Annotated in this window: 18 protein-coding genes; 3 read left to right on the top strand and 15 right to left on the bottom strand. The window is 32.7% G+C overall.

Annotated features, from left to right (window positions below; translation table 11 throughout):
• Positions 1-8: 8 nt before the first annotated feature.
• Both ACKTTR_RS15125 and rsmI read right to left on the bottom strand, forming a co-directional pair.
• Positions 9-1,058 carry a 2Fe-2S iron-sulfur cluster-binding protein gene (locus ACKTTR_RS15125; RefSeq protein ID WP_408028620.1) on the bottom strand — a complete coding sequence of 350 codons (1,050 nt, stop codon included), beginning with the start codon at positions 1,056-1,058 and terminating at the stop codon, positions 9-11.
• A 78-nt stretch (positions 1,059-1,136) separates the two neighbouring features.
• On the bottom strand, positions 1,137-1,808 hold the full coding sequence (gene rsmI / locus ACKTTR_RS15130) for a 16S rRNA (cytidine(1402)-2'-O)-methyltransferase (RefSeq protein ID WP_408028621.1): 672 nt from the start codon (positions 1,806-1,808) through the stop codon (positions 1,137-1,139).
• Between the two features lie 66 nt (positions 1,809-1,874).
• Between rsmI and dxs the strand changes: the two genes are divergently transcribed.
• A complete protein-coding gene (gene dxs / locus ACKTTR_RS15135; RefSeq protein ID WP_408028622.1) occupies positions 1,875-3,644 on the top strand; it encodes a 1-deoxy-D-xylulose-5-phosphate synthase in 1,770 nt (589 codons plus the stop codon).
• 46 nt (positions 3,645-3,690) lie between these two features.
• On the opposite strand, the gene ACKTTR_RS15140 is transcribed toward dxs, so the two are convergent.
• Complete coding sequence (locus tag ACKTTR_RS15140) at positions 3,691-4,449, bottom strand: hypothetical protein (RefSeq protein ID WP_408028623.1); 759 nt, start codon at positions 4,447-4,449, stop codon at positions 3,691-3,693.
• An 82-nt stretch (positions 4,450-4,531) separates the two neighbouring features.
• Positions 4,532-7,225: an Ig-like domain-containing protein gene (locus tag ACKTTR_RS15145; protein ID WP_408028624.1), complete on the bottom strand. Its 2,694-nt coding sequence runs from the start codon at positions 7,223-7,225 to the stop codon at positions 4,532-4,534.
• A gap of 194 nt (positions 7,226-7,419) precedes the next feature.
• Between ACKTTR_RS15145 and ACKTTR_RS15150 the strand changes: the two genes are divergently transcribed.
• Positions 7,420-8,298 carry a hypothetical protein gene (locus ACKTTR_RS15150; protein WP_408028625.1) on the top strand — a complete coding sequence of 293 codons (879 nt, stop codon included), beginning with the start codon at positions 7,420-7,422 and terminating at the stop codon, positions 8,296-8,298.
• A 110-nt stretch (positions 8,299-8,408) separates the two neighbouring features.
• The gene (locus ACKTTR_RS15155; RefSeq protein ID WP_408028626.1) at positions 8,409-9,470 is read left to right on the top strand and encodes a zinc metalloprotease; all 1,062 of its coding nucleotides are present in this window, start codon (positions 8,409-8,411) and stop codon (positions 9,468-9,470) included.
• An 84-nt stretch (positions 9,471-9,554) separates the two neighbouring features.
• Here the strand turns inward: ACKTTR_RS15155 and atpG are convergent, their stop codons facing one another.
• The 11 genes from atpG to ACKTTR_RS15210 form a co-directional block, all read right to left on the bottom strand.
• Entirely contained in the window at positions 9,555-10,415 is an 861-nt protein-coding gene (gene atpG, locus ACKTTR_RS15160; protein WP_408028627.1) for an ATP synthase F1 subunit gamma, read from the bottom strand.
• Between the two features lie 62 nt (positions 10,416-10,477).
• On the bottom strand, positions 10,478-12,058 hold the full coding sequence (gene atpA, locus ACKTTR_RS15165) for a F0F1 ATP synthase subunit alpha (protein WP_408028628.1): 1,581 nt from the start codon (positions 12,056-12,058) through the stop codon (positions 10,478-10,480).
• A gap of 21 nt (positions 12,059-12,079) precedes the next feature.
• A complete protein-coding gene (atpH, locus tag ACKTTR_RS15170; protein ID WP_408028629.1) occupies positions 12,080-12,637 on the bottom strand; it encodes an ATP synthase F1 subunit delta in 558 nt (185 codons plus the stop codon).
• A 7-nt stretch (positions 12,638-12,644) separates the two neighbouring features.
• A complete protein-coding gene (locus ACKTTR_RS15175) occupies positions 12,645-13,145 on the bottom strand; it encodes a F0F1 ATP synthase subunit B (RefSeq protein ID WP_408028630.1) in 501 nt (166 codons plus the stop codon).
• A 108-nt stretch (positions 13,146-13,253) separates the two neighbouring features.
• On the bottom strand, positions 13,254-13,442 hold the full coding sequence (locus tag ACKTTR_RS15180) for a hypothetical protein (protein ID WP_099215024.1): 189 nt from the start codon (positions 13,440-13,442) through the stop codon (positions 13,254-13,256).
• A 42-nt stretch (positions 13,443-13,484) separates the two neighbouring features.
• Positions 13,485-14,603 carry a F0F1 ATP synthase subunit A gene (gene atpB, locus ACKTTR_RS15185; RefSeq protein ID WP_408028631.1) on the bottom strand — a complete coding sequence of 373 codons (1,119 nt, stop codon included), beginning with the start codon at positions 14,601-14,603 and terminating at the stop codon, positions 13,485-13,487.
• 124 nt (positions 14,604-14,727) lie between these two features.
• A complete protein-coding gene (locus tag ACKTTR_RS15190) occupies positions 14,728-15,108 on the bottom strand; it encodes a DUF6168 family protein (protein WP_408028632.1) in 381 nt (126 codons plus the stop codon).
• Positions 15,101-15,331 (bottom strand): AtpZ/AtpI family protein, encoded by a 231-nt coding sequence (locus ACKTTR_RS15195; protein ID WP_408028633.1) that lies wholly within the window; start codon positions 15,329-15,331, stop codon positions 15,101-15,103. The genes ACKTTR_RS15190 and ACKTTR_RS15195 overlap by 8 nt, the downstream gene beginning before the upstream one ends.
• A complete protein-coding gene (locus ACKTTR_RS15200; protein ID WP_408028634.1) occupies positions 15,300-15,707 on the bottom strand; it encodes a bactofilin family protein in 408 nt (135 codons plus the stop codon). The genes ACKTTR_RS15195 and ACKTTR_RS15200 overlap by 32 nt, the downstream gene beginning before the upstream one ends.
• A 21-nt stretch (positions 15,708-15,728) precedes the next feature.
• Positions 15,729-17,960 (bottom strand): type IX secretion system periplasmic lipoprotein PorW/SprE, encoded by a 2,232-nt coding sequence (gene porW / locus ACKTTR_RS15205; protein WP_408028635.1) that lies wholly within the window; start codon positions 17,958-17,960, stop codon positions 15,729-15,731.
• A gap of 94 nt (positions 17,961-18,054) precedes the next feature.
• Positions 18,055-18,750 (bottom strand): ABC transporter ATP-binding protein, encoded by a 696-nt coding sequence (locus ACKTTR_RS15210; RefSeq protein ID WP_408028636.1) that lies wholly within the window; start codon positions 18,748-18,750, stop codon positions 18,055-18,057.
• Between the last annotated feature and the right edge of the window lie 10 nt (positions 18,751-18,760).

The raw sequence follows: 18,760 nt of genomic DNA on the forward strand, positions 1-18,760 counted from the left end.
GCTTTTACCTATACATCATCAAAATCTACCACTATTTTCTGTGTTGTTGGATGCGCTTGACATGTAAGGATTAATCCTTCTTCTAATTCATCATCGGTTAAAATAGAGTTTTTTGCCATTACAGCCTTCCCTTCAGTAACTTTTGCGATACAACTACTACAAACCCCTCCTTGACAAGAATATGGAGCGTCTAGCTTATTACGTAAAGAAGCTGCCAAAACCGTATCGGTTTTTTCCATCATAAAAGTGTGCTCTTCATCATCTAACACTACCTTAATTTCCGATTTCCCATCAGGAATATTTAATGCTGCTTCTTCATCTGAAGTACTTGCTGTAAATAATTCAAAGTAAATATCTCTTTCATCAAACCCATTGTCTTGAAGTGTTTCAGAAACTGTTTGAATCATTTCTTCTGGCCCACATAAATATGCTGAATCGAAAGAAATATCATTATGTATATTTTTTACGAAGTAGTTTACATGTCCTTTATCAATTCTACCAAACTTAGTATTGGTTCTCACCTCTTGACTAAACACATAATGTAAGTTTAATTGAGAAGGGAATTTCTCTGCTAACTCATTTAATTCGGTATAAAAAATAGTACTTTCAGCTCTTTTGTTTCCAAAAACTAATGTAATCGTTGAAGTTGATTCGTTTTCTAACACCGTTTTTACCATTGATAAAACTGGGGTAATTCCACTTCCCGCAGCAAAAGCTAAGTAGTTTTTTTGTGCTTGAGGCTCTAAGATAAATTTTCCTTCTGGTTCAGATACCTCTAAAAAGGTATCTTCTTTCAGTTTTGTTGTAGCATAGGTTGAAAATTTTCCATGATCAACTGCTTTTACAGCTACTTTTATTTGTTTACTATTAGGTGAAGCACAGATAGAATAAGCCCTCCTTATTTCCTTATCGTCTAAAGTAGCTTTTATGGTAATATATTGCCCTGCAATAAAAGTATAGTTATCTGTTAATTCTACCGGAATATCAAATAAAATAGACACAGCATCAGCTGTTTCTCTTATTATTTTTTCAATACGTAATTTATGAAATGTAGACATGTGATCTTTTTAAAGAACTACAAAAATAAGAAACTCAAGCAGAACAAAAGTTAGGGTTTTTATAAAACTTAAAATTCTTTACTTTTTCCCTTCAACCACAACAACAATCTCACCTTTGGCTGGTTTTTCAGTATAATATGCTAACACTTCTTTTACACTTCCTCGCTTGGTTTCTTCAAATAATTTTGTCAATTCTCTAGAAACTGATATTTGTCTATCCTCACCAAAATACTCCACAAAATTTGCTAAGGTTTTTAATAGTTTATGTGGACTCTCATAAAAAATCATAGTGCGAGTTTCTTCTGCTAAGAACTTTAACCGCGTTTGACGTCCCTTTTTTACAGGTAAAAAACCTTCAAAAATAAACTTATCGTTAGGTAATCCAGAATTTACTAATGCAGGCACAAAAGCAGTAGCTCCTGGTAAACACTCTACCTCAACACCATGTTGTACACAAGCTCTTGTCAATAAAAAACCAGGATCTGAAATTGCAGGAGTTCCAGCATCAGAGATTAATGCAAAAGTTTCACCACTTTGTAAACGTTTTACAATGGTATCAACCGTTTTATGTTCATTGTGCATATGATGCGATTGCATTGGAGTAGCAATATCATAGTGTTTTAACAATTTACCACTCGTGCGTGTATCTTCAGCTAAAATATAATCTACTTCTTGTAAGACTTTTAACGCTCGCAGCGTAATGTCTTCTAAATTTCCAATCGGTGTGGGTACCAAGTACAATTTGCTCATACAACAAAACTACAAAGTTTTTAGTCTAAAAAGTTAGGAATCTCTACCTTTTTGTACTTTTGCTATATGTCGAACGACCTTTTGAAAAACATTCAAATTCCTGCTGATTTACGTAAGTTAACATCAGAAGAATTACCACAACTCGCCCAAGAATTGCGTGAGTTTATTATTGATGTGGTTTCCACAAAAGAAGGGCATTTAGGTGCAAGTTTAGGCGTGGTAGAAATCACCATTGCACTCCATTATTTATTTGATACCCCAAACGATTTGTTAGTTTGGGATGTGGGACATCAAGCATACGGACATAAAATTTTAACAGGAAGAAAAGGTATTTTTCATACCAATCGTCAGTTCAACGGTATTTCAGGCTTTCCAAAACGCTCAGAAAGTGAATACGACACCTTTGGTGTTGGTCACTCCTCTACAGCTATTTCGGCAGCTTTAGGAATGGCTATTGCTTCTAAATTACAAGGTATTGAAAAGCATCACATTGCTGTTATTGGAGATGCTTCTATTGCAAGCGGAATGGCTTTTGAGGCCTTAAATCATGCAGGAGACACCAATGCTAATCTTTTAGTTATTCTGAATGATAATGCTATTGGGATTGACCCATCCGTAGGTGCTTTAAAAGATTATTTAACAAAAATTAAAGCTCCTCGATTAGAAATTGAGCAGCATAATATTTTTGAAGCTCTTAACTTTGATTACTCTGGACCAATTAATGGACATAATTTTGAAGAATTACTACGTGAATTAGATCGATTAAAAAAGATTCAAGGACCTAAGTTTTTACATGTAATTACCACCAAAGGGAAAGGGTTACGACAAGCAGAACAAGATCAAGTAAGGTATCACGCTCCTGGAAAATTCGATAAAGTTTCTGGAGACGTTTTACCAAAAGAAGAAAGTAAATACACCAAGTTTCAAGATGTTTTTGGAAAAACGATTGTTGAACTAGCACAACTAAACGAAAAAATTGTAGGAATTACACCTGCAATGTTAACAGGAAGTTCGTTAAAATTTATGATGCAAGAGTTTCCTGATCGTACTTTTGATGTAGGTATCGCAGAACAACATGCGGTAACCCTGGCTGCAGGAATGGCTACTCAAGGGTTAATTCCTTTTTGTAATATTTATTCTACCTTTTTACAACGAGCTTACGATCAAGTAATTCATGATGTAGCCTTGCAAAACTTACCTGTAATTTTCTGTCTTGATAGAGCGGGATTGGTTGGTGAAGATGGAGCAACACATCACGGAGTTTTTGATTTAGCATATTTGCGTTGTATCCCAAACCTGATTGTATTTACTCCTCGTAACGAAATTGAGCTGCGTAACATAATGTTTACCGCTCAACAAGGATTCGAACATCCAATTGCAATTCGTTACCCAAGAGGCAAAGGGAAATTAGAGCAATGGAAAACTCCATTCGAAACTATAGAAGTTGGAAAAGGAACCTGTTTAAAAGATGGTAATCAAGTAGCTCTATTATCTGTAGGGACTATTGCAAATAATGTCTCAGAAGCAATAAATTTGCTTGAAAACAATGAATCGGTTGCACATTACGACCTACGTTTTGTAAAACCTTTAGACACACAACTTTTAGACACTATCTTAAAAAAATTTGATACTATTATCACTGTTGAAGATGGCACTATCAAAGGTGGATTTGGGGGTGCTGTGTTAGAACATGCTTCCGAAGTGAACTATAAAGGAAAAATAAAACTATTAGGAATTCCTGATGAATTTGTTCATCATGGCACAATTCAGCAATTGCAAGAAGTTTGTGGAATAGATGTTAATTCAATTAAAAAAACAATTCAAGATTTATTATAAAAAGAGAAGCGAACCAAATTGGTTCGCTTTTTATTGTTATGTAAGCTTAGAAACCTATGGGGCCTCCATCTCCATTACAGTCTTCTGCATATAATAAAAACTTTTCTATCCTTGAGCCCGCGACATTAGTTGTAGTTAATGTCACTGTATATGTACCAGGTTGACTGACTGTCACTATAGCTGAATTATTTGATGGAAATACTTTTCCTTGGTTTCCTCCTGGACTTATTTGCCAATTATAACTTGCACACCTTTCATAAGGAACCGATAATTCATTGTTTATTGTTGTTGTACAAATATAATTACTTCCTAAATTATCTTTCTCATAATTACTAGGTACTGGAGAACCAAAAGTTGAATAAATTGGATATGCTAAAGGTGGAGTAGGATAAACATTACAATCACAATCAAAACGTGAATCAGTTAAAGTAAGTCTTTCATCACAATTTCCAAACAACACTTTAATCACTGCTTGATTGAATCCTTGGCTAAAATATAATGTAACTGATTTTTGATTAGAAGCTCCAATTATTTGAACATTACTACCGCTATCTATCGACCACTGATAAGAAGAATAGTTTTCGACAACTGTATAAGTTCTATACTCTCCTCTGTATAGTTTACTCTCATTATCTACATCTATATAAGAGCAAGAACCACTTTTAGATGCTAAAGTATTTCCTTTCTTAAGCTTTTCTATGGCATTCTGTGGTAATTCATCGCCAATGGATTCTTCAGTTTGACATGAAAAAAGAAAAATAGAGAACAAGAAAATAAATGCGAAATTTTTAAAATTCGTTTTCATAATAATTTTTTTTAATTTATACTGGAACTAATATAATGAAAAAGAACCAATTAACAAGTTCTTTTTCATTTAGACTTTTTATTTATCTCTTCATTATCTTTTCAGAAAGTTTCATTTGTCCTAATTCATTATATATTTCAATAATATAAATTGAGTTATTTGAAATTGTAGAAACATCTATTGAATTATTAATTACAGGTACTTCTATTACTTTTCTTCCTGATACGTCTACTACTTTTGCGGTCCATAAAATTGTATTCTTTCCTCCTTTTATATAAATCCTATCAACAGCTGGATTCGGATAAATACTCATTCCTGAGGTGTTTGTTTCTTCTATTTTTTTACTTCTTAGTTGCTCCTTTGCAGAAGTAGAAGTATTTAAACAAGCTTGTTTGGTTTCAGAAGAGCCAAAACTTCCTCCTGAAGCTAATACGTCCCCTTTGCTATTTGTTATTTCATATGAACCACTTCCATAACTACAACATATACCATCACCATATTCGTCATTAATTGTAAAATCATAACATCCAACAGGTAAACATTCTGAAACAGTAATAGACTCTCCATTTCCTTGGGTATAATCACCTCCGCTTATCACTGTTTGTCCATTACTATCCTTCAAAGTCCAAGAAGTTTCATAAGAATATTTATCAAAAGTAATTGTTACGCTTACATCCTCACATTCTGGAGTCTCTCCTCCTCCATTATCAGAAGATCCTGTACTATAAGTAACCATCAGTTTTGGAGCACCAGCACTACTTCCATCGTATGATTCTGCCGTTCGTTCACCTGTTCCAGAAATATAAAACAGCATTGAATTACCTGTTGCCCAATTAGACTTGTTTACAACGTATTGTACTAATGATTTTAAATCTGGTGTTCTTTCTGCTGTTCCAGATGCTCCAACAGAGCTCCAAGAGCTAGGGTTCCAAGCAACCGATTGACTGTAATAACTTCTTGAGGTTATATTATAGCTTTGTGAAGTAATATCTGGTGCATTTGACGAATCTTGAATTTTAATTGCTAAAGATGTACTTCCCGTATTTGTTTCATCTGTAGTAAATTGTATATACGCATTCGTTACCGTAGCATTTGCAGGTATATTTAAGTTTCTAAATAACAATCCTATATGTTGATTTCCTTTTGAACTTCCGTCGTATACCAATTCCAAATCAGAGCTATTCATATACATGGTTCCTGACGACTCATATTGCTCAGCATCATCATTTGTGCTATTTATTGTTGACGTTACTGTCTTAGAAACACTACCTACAAAAACTGTAATTTCTTCTGAAGTTGTTTCGTTTCCTTCATTATCTGTTGCTACTGCTTTAATTGTATAAGATTGATTGTTAACACTAGGAACCCAGTTATACGAATATGGACTACTTGAATCAGTTCCTAATAAGGAATTGTTTACATAAAACTTAACACTTGAAATCGTTCCATCAGTATCGGTCGCACTAGCCGAAATTGTTACTGGAGTGTTTACAGTATGTGATGAGCCTGATGATGGACTTGTAATTGTAACTTCTGGATAGCTAACATTACTACTCATAATTGTTACTATACTTCCATTAGATGGGTTCCATATATCTAAATTAGATGGTATTGTAAATGGATTTTGATTTGAAACAGAACCTACACTACTTGCATTATCTACTTTAATTGTTCTAACTTCTATTTTAGATTCTTCAACAAAAATCCATTTAAACTGATTAAAAGTACTTGCGTCTCTTGTCCAGTTTTTTGAATCATTGGATGAACGCAACGGTGCTCCCCAGCAACCTTCTCCAACATAAATAGTTCCATTAACATCATCTCTAACAAAACCTTCATCGCAATTACTTCCGCTTGAACAAGGTTTTACTGGCCATGTTGTTTTTACTGTATGAGAATCCGATTCAAATACCAAATTCACTCCTTTGTCATAAAATAATTGAGACCAACTAGCGTATTCATCATTTCCTTCTGATTTTGATGATACGTGTGGACGCATAGGTTTGTGATATTGAGCGGACTTCCAAATAGAGCTATTTGTATTTAATTTTTGACTTAACCATGAATACTGAGTACCACCAGCGGAAATTTCTGAATTCAGTGTATAAATTGTATACAAGTTGTTTCCAAAAGTTATATCGTAATAAACACTTGTTGAAGGAACATTAAACAGGTTATAAATACTATTATTGGAACCTTCGTGATTTCCTCTTGTCGGCACTATAGGAAACATTCTTCCGTCACTTGCTGTGGTATATTGCCAATCGTTGAACCAGTCTTGCCATTCAGAACTAGAGTCTCCATTAGTCATGTCTCCTCCAAAGAACACTGCGGTTGGCTTTAACTTAGAAACTAACAAGTTAGCATCTCTTCTTGGTGTTCTATTATTTCTTGAATCTCCTCCAGCAATAAAAGACATTTTATCGTTGGTATTTGGAGCTGTTTTAAACCAAAAACGACTACTTACCCCTTGGCTATCTTTAATTACAAAATAATAGTTAGTATTAGGACTTAATCCGGTTAATTTGGCAAAAGTATTACTCATTCCTTTATAAGAAACTGAGCGATCTACAGATTTGGAATTTGGATAATTTGACCAATTGGTCCCGTTATCTGTCGTTCCATAGTATATAATTGGATTGGACCCTGAAATTTGATTCCAACCAATCATTATAGTGGTTGCCGGATTGTCTGTGATGATTAATCGATACTTATCATTAGAAGCGTAAGTACTAAGAACTGCTAACAATAACAGTGTTAAAATAATTTTTTTCATTGTGAGGGACTTTAAAGTTTACTTGTTAGTTACACAAATATATTTTTTCCCTTTCAAATTAATGGTTTATTTTTATTAAAATTAATTATATAATAATCTGACTAACATTAATCTAACTATTATTTTATGGTTTGCTAATCTTATTTTAACAAACTACATACCCCCTATTTTTACTTTTGTTTAAACCTTTATTTATGAACACTAAAACCCTTCTTTCTTTTTTAAAATTTTCTTCTTTTTTTATTTTTTTTGGTCGAGCTTACCAGCATTTATTTTGGGATGCCCCGTACCGAAGTTTCTTTTGGGATCAGCATTTACTGGAGCCCGTAATTAATTTTATTTTTGACGTTAGTTGGCAGTCTTATGTTACTAACTTAAATACAGATTTTGCTATCCAAATTTTAACCAGAAGTATTGGTATTTTATACTTAGCATGTGCAATCATTTCAATAATAATAAATGAAAATTCAAAAATGTGGATGCGTAGTGTATTAAAACTAGGCGCTGTAAGCTTAGTTTTTTTGGCTTTAATGATTACTAAAGATAAGTTTTATCACCTTATAATGTTTTTTGAGCACACTATTCAGTTTGGAGTTCCTATTGCTTTATTATATTTCTTAAAGCACAAAAATGTACCTCTTTTACTTTTTTATCTTAAGGTTTTTATTGCCCTAGCTTTTACATGTCATGGAATGTACGCTATTGGTGTTTTTTATCCGTTACCAGGTAATTTTGTTACTATGACTTTAAACATCTTACCTATTCAAGAAGAAATGGCTAAAAACCTATTATTTGTAGCTGGTGTTTTAGATTTTATTATTGCTATTGCTATATTCGTTCCTAAACTTTCAAAACCAGCCTTGTTATATGCTTGTTTTTGGGGTCTTGTAACTGCTTTGGCAAGAATTTTTAGTGGTTTTCACTATGATTTTTCTTTGAGTATTATACATCAGTACTTATACTTAACAATATACAGGCTTCCTCATGGGTTAATTCCTTTACTAGTATACTTATACCTAAGTAAAAATAGTTTAAAGAAAAGTAAAACTGTTAACAGCTTAGTTTCTGCTTAAATATATCGTACTATACATAATAACAAACCTCAAGTTGTTTTATTCAACTTTCAAAAACAATGGTTTGTAAGTTTTATATTCGCGAAAAATAACCCCCAAAAATTTCAAAAATGAAACTATTATTTAAAACGTTAGTTTGTTCTTCTTTTTTATTCCTTTCCTGTAGTGACAGAGAAAGTATTCCTAACATTGAACTTAAAACCTATTCTTTTGATTCTGAAACCAATTCTAGTTTAATGTTTCAAGATGGAGAATCTCAAGAAGTAATGACTTCTGAATCTCGTATGTACGAAATAGGAAAGGTAATAAGAGTTAAGCCAGTTGATAATAAAACTATTGAAGTTGCTAATTTTGCTCCAATAGATATAGAAGATATAACCATTACAGCCACGATTGAAGCAGAGGGTTTTCTTAAACCGATTAAATTATTTAAGATTGATAAAATAAGAGCTCATGCTAAGCAAGAGATTAACTACCCATTTATAAATAATTCTCCACTATTTTTAAACACAAACAACCAAGAAGTAGATCTTTCTGTTTTTAAAGATACAGGTATAGACCCAAATAATATTGTATTTGATTTTACTGGCGATAATGAAATTATCCAAAAACTTAAAGGTTTGAGTAAACTAAAATGGGTGATAAAATACCACGACTTCGACACTGACAATAATCCTGATAATAATTGGGCTGAAGATATTACTGCAAAAGACATCCGCCGATTCACAGGGTTAATGATTAATCTTGGGGTTGTTTTTGCTTCCGATAATTTTAAAAATGAATTTATCAATGAGAATATTATTGGAAATGATGGAACAACCGCTTTAAGTGAAAATGAGAAAAAGGAAGCCTACAGTATTATTTTAAACAAACCACGCTATAACTGTGGTAAAGTTGTTAATGTTTCTGGTTTAGGTGGTGGAGCAACCTTTGGTTTGGCTGAACATGTACTTAGAGATTATATTCGTAAAGAAACTGGTTTTATTACAGCGCATGAAATAGGACATACTATTGGTTATAACCATTCTTCAAATATGACGTACCCTCATGAAGTAGATGGAGTAAGTACTGGAATTAGCCCTGTTACTACTCGAATTATGAATCTGTTTTTTGAAAGTGATTTATATCCAGTAACCTTAGAAAACTATTATTTATCATCTGATTTTGAATAATAAAATCATATAAAAAGAAAAGCGAACCAAATTGGTTCGCTTTTTTATAATAACTCTCAGGATGTTCTGAGTAATTCTCTTTTCTTAGTTATTTAAAGCCTCTGCACCACCAACAATCTCTAAGATTTCGTTTGTAATAGCAGCTTGACGTGCTTTATTATATGTTAATAATAAATCATCACGTAATTCCGTTGCATTATCAGTTGCTTTGTGCATTGCAGTCATACGAGCACCGTGTTCGGCAGCAAATGAATCACGAATTGCTTTGTATAATTGCGTTTTTAATGATTTAGGAATTAACTCTAAAATAATTTCTTCTTTAGAAGGTTCAAAAATGTAATCTGAATTAGCATTTGATTCTCCCTCTACAGGTTGAATTGGTAAGAATTGTTCTACTTGTGGTATTTGAGTCGCTGCATTTTTAAATCTGTTGTAAATGATTTCTATCTTATCATAAGAACCATCAACAAATAAATTCATTAACTGCTCAGCAACTTCAGCAACATTATCAAAAGTTAAATCATCGAAAATATCATTTCTATTTTCAATAACAGTGTAATCTTTTGATAAAATATCGTTTCCTTTTTTACCAATTGTTAATAAATCAACAGCAGCATCGTTATATTTCCCGTTAATTGTTTTAACTGTTTCTTTGATAATAGATGAGTTAAAACCTCCACATAAACCTCTGTTAGAAGTTATAGTAACTAACAATACCTTATTTACTTCTCTTTCTGTTGAATATACTCCACCTGCATCGCTATCTAATGTGGCGCTTAAGCTTTGTAATAATTCGGTAAGCTTAGATGAATAAGGACGCATTGCTGTAATTGCATCTTGAGCTTTTTTCAACTTTGCAGCCGATACCATTTTCATGGCAGAGGTAATCTGCATTGTTGATTTAATCGAAGTAATTCTGTTACGTATTTCTTTTAAGTTTGCCATTTAATTGAACTTAAAATTTATAAAACCCCCGTTGTTACACGGGGATGCCTTTTTTGTTTTTATTAAGCTGAAAATTTAGCTGAAACTTCTTTAGCAGCGTCTCTTAAAGTATCAATTACTTCATCAGTTAACTTTCCTGCTTTTAAAGTATCTAAAGTATCTCTATGCTTCGCATTTAAGTACTCTAAATAATCTTTCTCAAATTCTTTTACCTTGTTTACAGGTACATCCTTTAACAAGTTCTTAGAACCTGCATAAATAATAGCTACCTGATCTTCTACAGTATAAGGATCGTTTTGAGCTTGTTTTAAGATCTCTACGTTACGCTTACCCTTTTCAATTACATTTAAAGTTGCAGCATCTAAATCAGAACCAAACTTAGCGAATGCTTCTAATTCACGGTACTGAGCTTGATCTAACTTTAAAGTACCTGATACTTTCTTCATTGATTTAATCTGAGCAGATCCTCCTACACGTGATACAGAAATACCTACGTTAATCGCTGGACGAACCCCTGAGTTGAATAAATCTGACTCTAAGAATATCTGACCATCTGTAATCGAAATTACGTTTGTTGGAATATATGCTGAAACGTCTCCTGCTTGTGTTTCAATAATTGGTAATGCAGTTAAAGAACCTCCACCTTTTACAATTCCTTTTAAAGAATCTGGTAAATCATTCATTTCACTTGCAATTTTATCGTCATTGATAACTTTTGCAGCACGCTCTAATAATCTTGAGTGTAAGTAGAATACATCTCCAGGATATGCCTCACGTCCTGGTGGTCTTCTTAATAATAATGAAATTTCACGGTAAGCAACAGCTTGTTTAGATAAATCATCATAAACAATTAAAGCTGGTCTACCAGTATCACGGAAATATTCTCCAATTGCAGCTCCTGCAAATGGTGCGTATACTTGCATTGCAGCTGGATCAGATGCATTTGCAGCAACAATAGTTGTATATGCTAACGCTCCTTTATCTTCTAACATATTAGCAATAGCTGCTACTGTTGAAGCTTTTTGACCGATAGCTACATAGATACAGTACACTGGTTGTCCTGCATCATAAAATTCTCTTTGATTTAAGATAGTATCAATAGCAACAGTTGATTTACCTGTTTGACGGTCTCCAATGATTAACTCACGTTGACCACGTCCTACTGGAATCATTGCATCGATAGATTTGATACCTGTTTGCATTGGTTCTGTTACAGGCTCACGGAAAATAACTCCTGGTGCTTTACGCTCTAAAGGCATTTCGAAAGTTTCACCTTCGATTGGTCCTTTACCATCAATTGGTTGCCCTAAAGTGTTAACAACACGTCCTACGATTCCTTCTCCAGCTTTTAAAGAAGCAATTCTTTCTGTACGCTTTACAGTAGATCCTTCTCTTACTGAAGTAGAAGCTCCTAATAATACAACACCTGCATTATCTTCTTCTAAGTTTAATACGATACCTTCTAATCCGTTATCGAATTCTACTAATTCTCCGTATTGTACGTTAGATAATCCATAAACACGTGCAATACCATCACCTACTTGTAATACTGTCCCTACTTCGTTTAATGAAGCCTTAGACTCAAAATTTGTTAATTGTTCCTTTAAAATTGCTGATACTTCAGCTGGTTTAATTGCTGCCATCTTATTTCTTTTGATGTATAATTAAATTTTTGGAATGTAATGACCGTTGTCAAACTCTCTCCTTAACTCATTAAATTGGCTAGAAATGCTTGCATCGTACTGCACATCTCCAACTCGTAAGATAAATCCTCCTAAAATATCAGGATTTACTATATTCTCAATACTTGCATTGTTTCCTGTAAGGGCTACAATTTTAGCTTGTATTTTATCTTCTAAATCTTTTGTTAAAGCTACTGCTGTAGTAACTCTAGCCACATTGATGTTCTTATGGTAATCGTATATAATAGCATATTGCCTAGCAATAGACTCTAACATTACCATACGCTTGTTTTCCTCTAATAAGTTAAATAACCCTTTTACTATGTTATCTACTTTATCACCAAAAAGCGCATTTAAAACCTTCTGTTTATCTGCAGCTTTGATTACAGGACTTTTAAGCATAACATCTAAATCATCGCTCTCAGCAATTGTATCAACGATTAACTTCATGTTATCGTTTACTAAAGTTTCGTTTCCTGAATCTTTAGCTAAGTTTAAAACTGCTTTTGCGTAACGTAATGCTGCTCTTGCTTCTTTCATCTACTGATTAGTTTAAAGTAACCTCTTCTAACATTCCTTCCACAAGCTTTAATTGATCGCCTTGTGAAGCTAATTCTTTTCTTACAAGCTTTTGAGCTATTTCAATAGATAAGTCTCCTACTTTCTTCTTTAACTCAGCGATTGCTGCTTGTTGCTCTTGCTTAATAGTAGCTTTAGCATTCTCTACCATAGTAGTAGTTTGCTCTTCAGCTTCTTGCTTTGCATCAGCAATGATTTTATCTTTAATTTCACGAGCTTCTTTCATCATCATATCTCTCTCGGCTCTTGCTTCTTTTAATAAACGCTCGTTATCAGCTTGTAAATTTTGCATTTCTTTACGAGCATTTTCTGCTTGATCTAATGCATTTTGAATACCTTCTTCACGTTCTGTTAAAGCAGCCATAATTGGTTTCCATGCAAACTTGAACAATAAAACTAGTAAGATTACTAATATTAATGCTTGCATAGCAAATAGCCCTGGAGAAAAATCATTTATTAACTGATCCATTGTATCTGAAATTTAATCTTTTTACTGTTTTGTTTTTTGTTTAATTTGAAAACATTTCCTGCAACCAATCGTTACAGGAAAATGTTTTACTTCTGTTTTGTTTCGGAATTATTTCCCTAAGATTAAAGCACCAAATGCTAATCCTTCTAATAATGCTCCGATAATGATCATCGCTGTTTGGATTTTATTAGCTGCTTCTGGTTGACGTGCGATAGCTTCCATTGCACTTCCTCCGATTTTACCTAATCCTAATCCTCCTCCGATAACGATTAATCCTGCTCCAATTAAATTGTACATACTGATTGATTTATATATAATTAAACAAATTCTTATTCTAAATTAATGATGTTCGTGTTCTTCAACCGCCATACCAATAAATAATGACGATAGCATTGTAAAAATAAATGCTTGTAAAAACGCTACTAAAATTTCAATTACTGTAATAAATAATGCCAACAACAATGAAATACTTGTTGAACCTACAGCTCCGAACTGATTCTTTAGTGTAATCATTAATGCTATTAAACTCATTACCACAAAGTGACCTGCTGTAATGTTTGCAAACAAACGTACTAATAATGAGAAAGGTTTAATTAAAATAAACCCAATCAATTCGATTACTGCTAAAATTGGTCTTAAAATTACCGGTACACCAGGCATCCATAATGTGTGTACCCAAAAATCTTTACTACCATTTGTCAAGTAGATTACTAACGTAAACAATGCTAAACATACTGTTACTGCAATTTGTCCTGTAACGTTAAATCCAAAAGGAGTTAAACCTAACAAGTTTAACATCCAAATAAAGAAGAATACAGTTAACAAATAAGGCATAAACTTCATGTATTTTTTCTCACCGATATTAGGCTTTGCTATTTCATCTCTTACATAAAGTACTAAAGGTTCTAATACACGGCCAACCCCTGTTGGAATTGCTCCTTTTTTATAACTTTTAGCTAACGAACCAAATCCTAACAACATTAACAACCCTACGAATAACATACCAAACACACTCTTAGTAATAGAAAAATCTAACACCTTGTGCGCATTGGTAGCATGATGAGCTTCATCAAAAGAAACAGCTGTTTCCCCTTCATTTAACTCGTATATTTTACTGTGAATTTTAGCAAGTTTTACTCCTCCTTTTTCTACAACAACGTGACCGTCATCGTTATGATGAAATTCAGAAGACATAAAAGTTTTTAATCCTTGACTCGTCCAAACAATTACTGGCAAAGGAAAACCAACATGCTTACGCTCTCCTGCATCGTTTGTATACGAAAACAATGTAAAATCATGTGAATCTGCTAAGTGATGTTTAATATATCCATCAATTTGCTCTCGTGTATTAATCTGACCTCCGTTTGAAGTATCACCTCCTCCAGCGAATGCTGTAAATGAACTAAATACTATTGCTAGTACCGTTAAAAAATAGATAGGTTTTTTTGCTATCATCATACCTTACTAAATATAGAATTATGGTCTCTAAATTTCCGTGCAAAGGTACACAATAAATTAAAACTACAAACGGTTTTTTTATTTAGTTTTTCTGAGTCTTCCAAAGACATCAAAAAACAGTAAACTATCTATTATTCAACAACTTTGAAACACCAATAGCTTCTACTAATAAAAAAGTAAGGATAGGAAGTAGTATTGAAACTTTTTCAGGTTTAGTTAAACCTGTTTCAGAAAAAATGGAATCTTGATATAACAAAATAAAAACTCCAAACTTTACCAGCATTAAACCAAGATACAAGTATCCTGTTTCATTAGGTAAATAATTTATTACTACTTCTACAGCAGTATAAATTACCAACGAGGCTATTAAGTTAAATACATACACTGATAGTAACGAAAAAGATAAACTTATAGCGTTTTTCTCTATGAAGTAATTATTAATAAAGAATCCTAAAGCAGCTAATACACCTACAACTATAGTAAAAATTATAATTCGTTTAATCATCGTTTTTTGTTAGATTGGTTACTTGTATAATTACCGAGAGCATAGCTCCGAAAACTGCCGCAAGTGTACAAATTTTTACGTAAAGTTGGTTGTCGTTTGGGTATTTTTGGTCTAACCATTCACCTAGTAAACTTCCTAGGTAAATGGTTAGTCCCATTTGAAGTGCAATTCCTGTGAATCGTATGTATTTATTAAGCGGTTTTTTCTTTGAGTCCTTGCTCATTCTTATTTAATTCTTTTACCGCTCCTTTCATGGCACAAGTAGCATTGAATTCAGCTCCTGGTTCCACAGATAATTTCCCTATAACTACATCTCCAGTGATATTTGCTGAAGATTTTACTGTTAATGTGTTTGATACAAACAACTCTCCTGAAAACTCTCCTTCTACATCAGCATTAGTACACTCTACTTTTCCTTTAATTAAACCAGTACTACCAATAATTACTCTACCATTAGTTTCTATAGTACCTTCTAAGGTTCCGTCGATTCTAAAATCTCCTTCAGAAATTATTTCTCCAGTAATTTTAGTGTTTTTTCCTATAATGTTTCTCTCTGCAACTTTGTTTTCTCCTGTTTTTTTACTCTCTTTACCAAACATATTCGGGGAATTTAAGGGTGTTTATGTTTTATTTAACTGTTCTATGATTTCTTTTGCCTTCTTACCTTCTTCGCTAGTTGCATAACTAACCGCAACAAACTCTAATGCTTTTTTATAGGTATCTTTATCTTGATATTTACCTATAGCCAAGGCTTTTAGGAGCGCAAATTTAGGGATTAAATTTGAATTTTTTAGTGCAGTTGAAAAATTATCTACTTCATTAACAACCTCTTCAAACTTATTTTCTTTGTATAAATAGTATATTTCTTTATATTTATTTAAAACCTCATCTTCTTTTTTCTCTTCAACAAGTTTTTTATCAGGGTTTAAAATTATTTGAGCAAAACTTGTTTCTGGGTACTTCTGTAAGATAATATTCTTATACTCATTTGCTTTAGCTACCTCTCCTTGCTTTTTATATATCTGATATAAATGATAGCTTATTGGTAATTCTAGCTTATCGTCTGCGCTAACTTCTCTTAAGCGCTCTAAATTCTTAATAGCTAATACAGCATTTGTAAACTGCTCTTTGTAAATTAATCCTAACTGATATAATGCATCATTACGTTCTTTTACTAGGTCGTTAATTACATTTCCATCAGTAGGTATAGCATCAATGTATGTTGAGAGTTCATATCTCTTATTTACTTTGTTTCCATCAGTGTCATTTGATACATTTTCTGAAACACTGGTAGATTTATCTGATAATCGCCAGTTATCTTCTAATGGGCGTGTTCCCCATATTTTTTGAAACTCTGCTCTTCCAAATCCTAAGGCTTGTGTATTATAAAAGTACCACTTCCCTTTATTTGCATTATTATTTATAGATGCTCCGCCTCCAAAACCGCTTCCAAAGTTCTGAGCATTTAATATTTGTTGTCTTTTTTCCTCGTCTTCTTTCTTAGTTTTTTCAATATATGCTTCAAAAAAAGAAGTTCTTTCATCTGGAGTCATAGCCACCAAGCCAAGAATACTGTCATTATTTTTAACTGTTTCTTCGTACTTCCTTAAAGTTGTGAGCCCTTTGTTTTTTCTACGAATTCTACGAATCCTTTTTTCTTGATCAAACTCTTTAGAAACAACTTGCATTACACTGTCATAATAAGAGCCAGCTAACAAATAGTTTTCTTTTTCAAAAGCCATGTTTGCTAAACGTTCATAAGCATAGGTTTTTTGGTAGTTGTTATTATGCTTCGCTTGTAAAGACTTTTTATAATATTCTGCTGCTGCTTCAGGATTATTTCTTCCTTCTTGAATTACCCCTGCTTGGTAATATAATTCGTTTAAAAACTTACGGTTATCAGAATTTTTAATTAGTTTTCTTAATCTTGCAAGCATCAATATTGATGTTGAATCATTCGGAGTATTTTTAGCAAGTTCAATATCTGCTCTTATACGGAATTTATCTGGTGCTCTTTTAAATTCTGATAATTTTCTAAACACCATTCTTGCTGAGTCTTTTCTGTCTAATTCACTATAAACCTGACCTAAAACAAACATATTTCTAGCCGTTTGTTCTCTGTTATAATGTGTTTTGGTGGCTAATTTTAAATAGTCTACCATTTTTTGGATGGTATCTGTTTGTTCATAAGCCATTGCCATCGCAGTGTAAGCTTGCTCTTTAACTGATTTATTTATTTTTTCTTTCTCATCTAAAACATCTAACAACAACGACAACGTCTCTATAGCTCTTTTCTCATTCCCTAAACGAATATTGGTTTTCGCTCTCCAAATTTTTGTCTCGTAGTTTAAATCAGCTTTTGGATAATTAACTATAACGTAATTAAAAGCTTCTAATGCAGGAATGAAACGTTGTGTGTAGTATCTTGACTTTCCTAATAATAAATAAGCATCATCTATCTGACTATTTCTTTCATAGCCATTAATATTCATTGAGTGTGTTTGAACTGCTTTTATAGCCTTTTCTTCCGCTTTTTCAAAAGGCGTTAAATTCTTATTTTCTTCTTCTTCATCCGCTTTAAACCCTGTACCTGGAGTAAGTACTTTTGTAGCTAACTTACTTTCATCAAAAGTTATAGGTTCTATTTGTAAGCGTTTCCAAAAATTGTCTTCGTGCTTTTCTTGAATTTCTTGAAGTCCTTTTAAATACGATTGTTCTCCATTAAAAAGCACATTGTATTTGGTAGTAACGGCATGGTAACTTCTATTTAAAAAAGCATCCTTTTTAACACTACACGAATACACGATAGCTGCTAAAACACTGAATACTATTATCTTTACCCCTTTTTTCATATACTATTACTTTTACAGTACAACAACGTAATAATCGTGTTTTTTGTACGTAAAGAGGTAAAAATAATAATTATAAGATGATTTTTACCTTGTTTTATGCAGAAAAATAGCTTTCTAACTCTTGTAAGGTTTCTTGTGATGTATTAATATCCTTTACAACATTTCCTTTATCTAATACTACAATACGCTCGCAAACCTCAGTTACATGACTTAAATCGTGACTAGAAACTAGTACAGTTACGTTATTATTTTCTGTTAGTTTTTTGATTATTTTTTTTAGTCGAATTTGTGTTGTAGGGTCTAAATTCGCAAAAGGTTCATCTAAAATTACCACTTGCGGATTCCCCATCATTGCAGCTACAATACCTACTTTTTTTTGGTTTCCTTTGCTTAAGCTTCGTAAATATTTTTTCTTTCCTAAAATTTCATCATTAAAAAACTCGTCAAATTGAGCTAAGAAACCTTTTACGTCAGCCTTATTCATTCCACGTAAGTCTCCTACAAAATCAAAATATTCTTCAGGTGTTAAGTACCTTATTAAAAAAGTTTCATCTATAAACGAACCTGTAAACGTTTTCCAGTTCTCACTTTTGTTTACAATAACTTCATTATTTACAATTTCTCCTGTTGTGGGTCTAATTAAATCTAATAACAAGTTAAACAAAGTTGTTTTTCCCGCTCCATTATTCCCTACCAACCCAAAAGATTGTCCGCTAGGTATTCTTAACTCTTCTAAGTTTAAAACTTGTGTGCTTCCGTATGTTTTTGAAATATTATGTATAGATATCATTTTGTCTCGT

This window comes from Tenacibaculum litoreum (assembly GCF_964513915.1).
Lineage (GTDB): Bacteria > Bacteroidota > Bacteroidia > Flavobacteriales > Flavobacteriaceae > Polaribacter > Polaribacter litoreum.